This window comes from Sedimentibacter sp., from assembly GCF_032080165.1.
Classification (GTDB): domain Bacteria; phylum Bacillota; class Clostridia; order Tissierellales; family Sedimentibacteraceae; genus Sedimentibacter.
Window position 1 is genome coordinate 139,255 of sequence record NZ_DAMASY010000010.1, and the last position, 8,219, is coordinate 147,473.

The window sequence follows — 8,219 nt, forward strand, 5'->3', positions numbered from 1 at the left end:
GTTAAATCAGTCTTCTTTTTTGCACCTATGTTTCTCTACTGTTTTCTTATCATTACCTTTAATACTTCCGATATATACATAGTGTGAAAATCTTTGTCAGGATAATTTTTTTCTATAAGGTTTTTTTCAATAAATGCATCCGGATTAAGCTCCTGGGCAAATAGCTTCCTGCAGGTTATTATTATATCTGCTTCTTCAAAATATGGTATATTGTCGTAGTGATTTAATGTTAAGGCTGTTTTGTTCATCTTATCCTCATCTCTTCCGGAAACAGAACCGAGATAGGATAATTCTTTTTTATATTTGTTATCAAAGAAGCATAAAGAAAATGTATCTGTATTATCGATGAATTCTTTTGTATATCTTTGGGGTCTTAAAACAATGTATGAAACATTTTTATTCCACATGACACCAAAACCACCCCAAGATGCAGTCATGGTATTTGCTTTATTGTCCTTTTCGGCAGTTATGAGCATCCAGTCATTACCTATCATTTGAAAGGCACTTTTATTTAACTCCTCAGGTTTTATTTCAATATAATCTCTCAATAATATTCTCCTCCTTGCATTAATCATATTTTATGTTAATTATATCATATTATGAAAATTTTTGTGATGTTTCTTTATGATTTATTTTTTGCATAGCCCTTCTATATAATAAGAAGGCATGTTATAATGATAATTATTAAATTCACAACAGGAACAAAAATCATTTTAATTCGTCTATATAATATTATAGTTTTTATAAATGTTAATAGGAATGGGATAAAGAATGAAAAGAAAATTAATTATTGCATTACTTATTTTATTAAATATATTTTCAATAAATAGTTATGCTTCAGAAACCATAGATTCAAATGTAAAATTTAAAGTAATAGGTTATTATTCCGGTGACTTGTTTAATGAACATTTGGAAAACCTTCAAACAGATAAGTTGACACATGTAATTTATGCATTTTTGATACCTAAAGCTGATGGAGGATTAGTTGAGCTGCAGAAGCCGGAGCAGCTAAGAGAATTAATTTCACAAGCTCATGAGGATGATGCAAAGATATTTATTGCATTAGGCGGATGGTCTTATGAAGGAAAGCCGCTACAGCCGATATTTGAACAGGTTGCGGCAAATGATGAAACGAGGAAGCTTTTAATAGAAAATGTCTGCTCTTTTGTTGATGAATACAATTTAGATGGGGTTGAATTAGACTGGGAGCATCCGAATAAAAACACAATATCGGATTATGAGAAATTAGCTGTAGATTTAGGTAACGCATTAAAAAGCAAAGGCAAAGGTATGACGGCAGCATTAAACGGTGCCTGGTCTAAAACGGAAGGACCGGAGCCCTCAATGGTGTTATCTGATAAATGTCTTGAGGTTTTTGATTTTATAAACGTGATGGCATACGATATAAACGATACGGATCACAGTCCGATATGGTTTACCGAAACGTCTATTGAATATTGGATTAACAGGGGAGTTCCCGCAGAGGAAATTGTTATAGGGATACCTTTGTATGCAAGGCCGAGCTGGCTTCAGTATAGACATCTGGTAGCTAAAAACCCTGAATACGCATACTCTGACTATGCACCTACCGAACCTTTGGAATCCTACTATAACGGTATGAATACCTTAAGAGAAAAAACGATTATTGCCTTAAGCAAAGCCGGAGGGGTAATGCTGTTTGACGTAAATGAAGATACAAACGATGAATACAGTATTGTTACAATGATTGATAATTTAGTCAATAGAATTGCCGGTATGACAAAGGAAGAGATAAACAGGTATGTTACGGTTGTATTGGAGAACAAGGAATTAGTGTTTTTAAAGGAAGAGGGATTCGGCATTCCTTTTATAAACGGATATCAAAGAACTATGATACCTCTTAGAAAACCATTAGAATCAATAGGAGCAGCCGTTAGTTATGATGCAGATAAGAGAGAAGTAACTGCTGTCAAAGATAATATAACGGTAATTGTGCCTATTGATCAAAATTATATATATATTAACGGAAATAAAACCGAAACTGACACAGCAGCAATAATTAAAGAAGACAGGACATATATTCCTCTTAGGGCTGTATTTGAGGCATTCGGATATGAAATAGACTGGCATAATAACAGCAGAACAGTATTTATCATTGAAACCGTTGAATGACGGGTAATATATATGAAATTTATAGGAGGTATTGCCGTGATAAATACGGACTTAAAACCTATAAAACGAAACAAATTAAGGTTAATGCTTGGAAAAGCTTACTATACATTATCTCGATATGCATTTTGGTATTCAGGGAAATTGAAATTTGCTCACATTAAATCATCAAAGTCCTTTGAGCATATTTATTTTTCCCATAAAACACCTCTTTTAAGAGAATTAAAAGACGTTGATATGCAATATCAGTACAATAAAATCATAAATCTGAAACATGCAGTAAAAAAGATTGACGGAATAGTTATAAAGCCGGGTGAAACCTTCAGTTACTGGAAAACAATCGGAAAACCCACTGCTAAAAAAGGATATGTTTCCGGTATGGTATTATATTGCGGTACCTATATTTACGGCATAGGAGGAGGGTTATGTCAGTTGTCTAATTTGTTGTATTGGATGACGCTTCATACACCCTTAACCGTTGTAGAAAGATATCGGCATTCTTTCGATGTATTCCCTGATGTTAACCGAACACAACCCTTCGGGAGCGGTGCTACCTGTGTATATCCGTACAGGGACTTAATGATAAGAAATGATACTGACGATGATTTTCAGTTGTGTGTCAGAGTAGGGGACACAGATCTGGAAGGTGTATGGCGTTCTGATTCTCTGCCCCGATATAAGTATGAAATAACAGAAAAAAATCATAATTTTAAAAGCGAATACTGGGGTGGATTCAGCAGACATAATGAGCTTTACAGAAGGATATATGCTATAGACGGCAGCTTTATTGACGAGGAATATATTACAGAAAACCATGCACTTATGATGTATGCACCATTTATTGCACAGAATTGCAGATAAGTATATAATATAAAATAATAAAGGGAGTGAAAAAATGTCTTTTAAATTAATTAAACCAGTGAAGCTTAATAAGGGTGATAAGGTTGCTACGGTAAGCTTATCATGGGGCGGAGCCGGTGATGATGAAATATTATGGAGATATGAGCAGGGAAAGGAACGTCTCCAAAATGTATTCGGGCTTGAAGTAGTGGAAATGCCTCATACACTCAAAGGGACGGAATTTATTTATAACAATCCAAAGAAGAGAGCCGAAGATTTAATGACGGCCTTTTCCGATAATTCCATAAAGGGTATTTTTTCCTGCATCGGTGGAGAAGAAAGTATCAGAATGCTTCCATATATTGATTTTGATATAATAAGAAACAATCCTAAGGTTTTTATCGGTTATTCGGATTCAACAACTACGCATCTTATATGCCTGAAAGCAGGATTATCATCGTATTACGGAGCTTCGGTTCTGAACGAATTTGCCGAAAATGTAAAGATGCATGACTACACCGTAAAATATATCAATAAAGCTTTGTTTTCAAATGAGCCTATAGGAAAGATTGAAAGTCCGGAATACTGGACCAGCGAAAGAGTGCCGTGGGTTATAGAAAACAAATATGTAGAGAGAAAAATGCAGCTAAACACAGGATATGAACTATTACAAGGCAATGGCATTGTTCAGGGCAGATTAATAGGCGGGTGTATTGAAGTGTTGGAAATGGCAAAACAAACTTCTCTATGGCCAAATGATGATGTGTGGAATAGTGCTGTATTATTTTTAGAAACATCCGAGGATATGCCCGAGCCCGTTTACGTTGAATATTGGCTCAGAAATTACGGGACACAGGGAGTTTTAAATAAAATAAACGGAATTATCTGGGGAAAACCCTACAACAACAAATATTATGACGAATATAAAGAGGTTATTTACAAGATTTTAAAGGAATTGGAATTAAATGACCTTCCTGTTCTTTACAATGTGAGCTTTGGGCATACTTTGCCTATGACGGTGATACCTTACGGAGCATTGGCGGAAATCAACTGTGAAGAGAGCAGTTTTTCTATATTAGAAAGCGGAGTAATATAAAAAAGTTGAATAATATAAAAAAGAAGGGAAGGATATTATGGCTATATATAAAAAAATGGTTAAGCTAAAAAACGGAAAAGATTTATTATTAAGAAATGCAGAAGAATCCGATGCGGAAAAAATGATTGCATATCTTAATGCCGTAGGCGGTGAAAGTGATAATCTTTTATTTGGAAAGAACAGCTTTCATTTAACGTTGGAGCAGGAGAGAGAATACCTTAAAAATGCAAAGGAAAATCCCAATATGCTGATGCTCTTAGGGTTCATTGACGACAATCTTGTCAGTACATCTCATATCAGCAGCTCAACAAGAGCAAGGATAGCACACAATGCCGAAATAGCAATTTCTGTAAAAAGGGAATACTGGCATATGGGAATCGCAACAGCAGGAATGAAAGAGCTTATATCCTTTGCAAAAAATAAGGGAATAATAAATATATTTTTAGGTGTTATAGAAGGAAACGACAATGCCGTCAAACTTTATGAAAAATTAGGCTTTGTAAGAGTCGGTGAGCATAAAAACTTTTCGAATGTAGACGGTACATACCGCAATGAAATTTTGATGGATTTATATTTGTAACTAAAAATAATTTACTAATTGGGGGTAGTATGACAGAAGTATTAAGATTAGAACATGTGAGCAAGAGCTTCGGAGAGAAGCAAGTTTTAAGAGATATTAATTTTAGTGTCGACAGCGGAGAAATTATCGGCTATATCGGTTCAAACGGTGCAGGTAAAAGTACAACCATAAAAATCATCCTTGGGCTTATCGACGAATATGACGGAGATGTCTATGTATTCGGTGAAAAGGTAAAGGGTACTATTGATTACAAGAGAAGAATCGGATATGTACCTGAGGTATCGGATATGTACGACAATTTAACTGCATATGAGTATATAAGCTTTATCGGTATGCTTTACGGCATTGATTCGGAAAAAGCAATATTAAAAGCAAAAGAAATGATGGAGGTTTTTGGTATAAGTGATGCGCTCTACGGGAGAATTCACACATTTTCTAAAGGAATGAGACAAAAGCTTTCTATAATTACAGGTATGCTTCATAATCCTGACATTCTGTTCTTGGATGAGCCGTTGGGCGGTATTGATGCCAACAGTGTCCTTGTATTTAAGGAAATAATGCAGGGCTTAAAAAACATGGGAAAAACCATATTCTATTCATCGCACATATTAGAGGTTGTTGAAAAACTAAGCGACAGGATATTGCTTTTAAATGCCGGTGAAATTGTTATGGACGGAACCATGGAGGATGTAAGGAAAAAACGGTCTGATTCAACCTTGGAAACAATTTTTAATGAAGTTACCGGATTTAATGATCATACTGAACTTGCAGACAGGTTTATAGCAAGCTTTATGAGTTAGGGGTGACAGTATGACCAATATGAATAATACGGATAATTTTCTTTCATTAAAAATACTCGACAAGTTCCAAGGATTGTTTGAGAAAATCGGCATTGATTATAAAGTAATGAGAATTATTTTAAGAACAAAATTAGTATTAGATTCAAGATCTGCGCCTGTTATTGCAAATCAAAAAAAGAAGGAGAACACCGAAAATGCGTCATTTATAAAAAGATATCTGCTTCACTTGATTTTTGGCGGATTATTAGCGTTATTAATTTATTTTATAAAAGATGAAATGATACGCATGATATATTTTTCAGGGGCTTTCTTTTTTATGACTTCAATGTATCTTATTTCAGATTTTTCCTACGTAATATTAGACACTAAGGATAAGAAAATATTGCTGCCCAAGCCTATAGACAGCAAGGTTGTTACAATGTCAAAGGTATTGCATGTACTGATTTACATGTTTCGTCTCAACTTGTTTTTAGCCGGTCCGTCCCTGTTGGCAATTGTCAGATTGAACGGATTTATTGCAGCTCCGATATTTATTTTGGAAATTTTGCTGATGGATTTATTAATCTTCTTGGTAACCGCTTTTATATATTTATTGATATTGAGGTTTTTTGATGGAGAATTGTTAAGAAATATCATCAATTTAATACAAATAATGCTTACTATTTTAGTAACCGTAGGTTATCAGATAGCAATCAGGATGATTGATTTTACTGAAATTCAGAATATTGCATATAACTTTGAACCGCATAATTATTTTAATCCTATACTTTGGTTTGGAGCACCCTTTGAAATTGTATTTAACGGCGGAAGAGAATTATATTTATATATATTTACCTTATTGTCCATTGTAGTACCGATAACCTGCTTTATAATATACCTTGGCTTAAGTAAAAGAATGGAATCTCTATTATTAAAATTAGAGGGAGAAGGCAAGGAAAGACGTGCTAAACACATGATTGAATTTTTAATGGGGAAAATATTTATTTGGAATAATATAAAAAGACAAGCGTATCACTTCGTATGTGCGGTTTTAAGAAGCGACCGAAGCTTAAAGCTGAAATTATATCCTGCTTTATCGATTGGAGTTTTATTCCCGGTCATAATGCTATTTAACATGAGGGTGAGGGGGAACTATGACACGGTAAGCGGATATGAATACTTGTATTTATATTTTACCTTTATGGTTTTCCCGTCAGTCTTGGAGCTAATCAAATACTCATCCGCCTGGAAGGGATCATACGTTTATTACACCTCAGGGTTTCAAAATATTAAGGAATTAAATTCAGGTCTTTTGTTAGCTGTTACACTTAGAATGTTTATACCCTTATCACTTGTTAACTGTGCCGTCTATATATTGATATTTAAAGATTTGTTTATAAATGATATGCTTGTAATAATGCTGGCAAGCTTAGTGATTTTACCGGTAATATACAGAGTTATGTTTGAGGAGCTGCCGTTTTCTAAAGAAATTGATGCATCTAATCAAACAAAAAATTTTGGTAAATTTATCGGTTCTATAGCCATTATAGGCTGCTTTGTAGCACCACATGTTATATTAAGCAAAATCAACATATGGATTTATGTTGGTATTTTAATAATATTACTACCTGTCAGCTGGATGATTATTATGCCTAATTATAATATTAAGGGGACAAAATGAGCGTTTCAATAACTAAAGCAATATTACACATTCTTGACACAAGTTTAGGAATACCGGTTCTTTCTGAAAATCTGATGTCATTTAATGATGAAATGAGAGAGTACACAGAAAAACATATAATTAAATGCTATAATGATGCAGATTTAAAGAAAACTAAATTTATCAATGAAGATGGATTCTTTTTAAACTCAATAAAGGAGTATTTAAACACAGATGATTTTATTAAATTTTCTAATGTGGTATCAGAAGTTTTCTTTAAGCTGTCAGCTGAAAATTCTGACATAAAACCATGTGACCTTTTATTTGTACAGGCAAATGTATTTAATAAGGACTATATAATAATACTTAAGCTTAATTATAAAAAAGGGTATATTCATTTTACAAAGCAAGAGGAAAGCACTAAAAATATAATTATAGAACAGCCTTGTTCATTGCCTGCTGCAACACAAAAAATCGATGAGTTTATATTTGTGGATTTGAATAGTCTTAATGTATTCGTAAAAGAGAAGAAGTGTCAGGTTTATAATGAACCTTGCTACTATATTTCAAAACATCTCCTTGAATGTAAGGAGGAGAAACCTGACAAGGAAAAGGTAAAAATAATTACTGAAACTACCGATAAAATAATTAAAGAGTATTATGATGACGACATGTTTATGAAAAGCCAGGTAAAAAATATCATCAGAGAAAACGTAGAGGAATCTCTCAATATCAATGTTGAAGAAATATCGGAAAAGGTATTTAAAGATAATGAAGCAAAACAAATATACAACGAAGAAATAAAAATGAAGGGTATAAAGGAACCGGAGGTTAAAGTAAATTTCAATTATGCAAACAAAATAAAAACAAAGCAGAAATTAATTACCGATGAAGGAATAGAAATAAACATACCCTATGAAATATTGAGCAATAAAGAAAAGGTTGAATTTATAACAAATCATGATGGAACAATTTCTATAATATTAAAAAATATTGATAGTATAGTTGACAAATAGAAGGTAAAAGCATAGGAACAATAGATTAATTTCTATTGTTTTTTTATTGTATCAACAATAAACCCCCGGCTATGCCGGGGGAAGCAAAAAGCTTTAGCTA

The 8,219-nt window shown here is 33.4% G+C and carries 8 protein-coding genes; 7 read left to right on the plus strand and 1 reads right to left on the minus strand.

Features of this window, described 5'->3' with window-relative positions; translation table 11 throughout:
* Positions 1 to 35: 35 nt before the first annotated feature.
* Positions 36 to 548, minus strand: a complete 513-nt coding sequence (locus RT412_RS13640) for a flavin reductase (protein WP_313343846.1) — start codon at positions 546 to 548, stop codon at positions 36 to 38.
* A gap of 223 nt (positions 549 to 771) precedes the next feature.
* Here RT412_RS13640 and RT412_RS13645 point away from each other — a divergent pair, with 223 nt between their 5' ends.
* Genes RT412_RS13645 through RT412_RS13675 form a run of 7 tightly spaced genes read left to right on the plus strand, consistent with a single transcriptional unit; the run spans position 772 to position 8,119 of the window.
* On the plus strand, positions 772 to 2,151 hold the full coding sequence (locus tag RT412_RS13645) for a glycosyl hydrolase family 18 protein (protein ID WP_313343843.1): 1,380 nt from the start codon (positions 772 to 774) through the stop codon (positions 2,149 to 2,151).
* 30 nt (positions 2,152 to 2,181) lie between these two features.
* The gene (locus RT412_RS13650; RefSeq protein ID WP_313344180.1) at positions 2,182 to 3,009 is read left to right on the plus strand and encodes a VanW family protein; all 828 of its coding nucleotides are present in this window, start codon (positions 2,182 to 2,184) and stop codon (positions 3,007 to 3,009) included.
* Between the two features lie 34 nt (positions 3,010 to 3,043).
* Entirely contained in the window at positions 3,044 to 4,084 is a 1,041-nt protein-coding gene (locus RT412_RS13655) for an LD-carboxypeptidase (RefSeq protein ID WP_313343840.1), read from the plus strand.
* Positions 4,085 to 4,121: 37 nt separating this feature from the next.
* The gene (locus RT412_RS13660; protein WP_313343838.1) at positions 4,122 to 4,664 is read left to right on the plus strand and encodes a GNAT family N-acetyltransferase; all 543 of its coding nucleotides are present in this window, start codon (positions 4,122 to 4,124) and stop codon (positions 4,662 to 4,664) included.
* Positions 4,665 to 4,693: 29 nt separating this feature from the next.
* Complete coding sequence (locus RT412_RS13665) at positions 4,694 to 5,464, plus strand: ABC transporter ATP-binding protein (protein WP_313343835.1); 771 nt, start codon at positions 4,694 to 4,696, stop codon at positions 5,462 to 5,464.
* Between the two features lie 10 nt (positions 5,465 to 5,474).
* On the plus strand, positions 5,475 to 7,124 hold the full coding sequence (locus tag RT412_RS13670) for a hypothetical protein (RefSeq protein WP_313343832.1): 1,650 nt from the start codon (positions 5,475 to 5,477) through the stop codon (positions 7,122 to 7,124).
* Positions 7,121 to 8,119, plus strand: coding sequence for a nucleoid-associated protein (locus RT412_RS13675; RefSeq protein WP_313343829.1), 999 nt, complete (start codon positions 7,121 to 7,123; stop codon positions 8,117 to 8,119). Before RT412_RS13670 ends, RT412_RS13675 begins: the two co-directional genes overlap by 4 nt.
* The last annotated feature ends 100 nt before the right edge of the window (positions 8,120 to 8,219 follow it).

Excerpts from the sequence above, each read along its gene's own strand:
- RT412_RS13655 (WP_313343840.1), top strand. The coding sequence starts at position 3,044 with ATGTCTTTTAAATTAATTAAACCAGTGAAGCTTAATAAGGGTGATAAG.
- RT412_RS13665 (WP_313343835.1), top strand. The coding sequence starts at position 4,694 with ATGACAGAAGTATTAAGATTAGAACATGTGAGCAAGAGCTTCGGAGAG.
- RT412_RS13670 (WP_313343832.1), top strand. The coding sequence starts at position 5,475 with ATGACCAATATGAATAATACGGATAATTTTCTTTCATTAAAAATACTC.
- RT412_RS13660 (WP_313343838.1), top strand. The coding sequence starts at position 4,122 with ATGGCTATATATAAAAAAATGGTTAAGCTAAAAAACGGAAAAGATTTA.
- RT412_RS13675 (WP_313343829.1), top strand. The coding sequence starts at position 7,121 with ATGAGCGTTTCAATAACTAAAGCAATATTACACATTCTTGACACAAGT.
- RT412_RS13645 (WP_313343843.1), top strand. The coding sequence starts at position 772 with ATGAAAAGAAAATTAATTATTGCATTACTTATTTTATTAAATATATTT.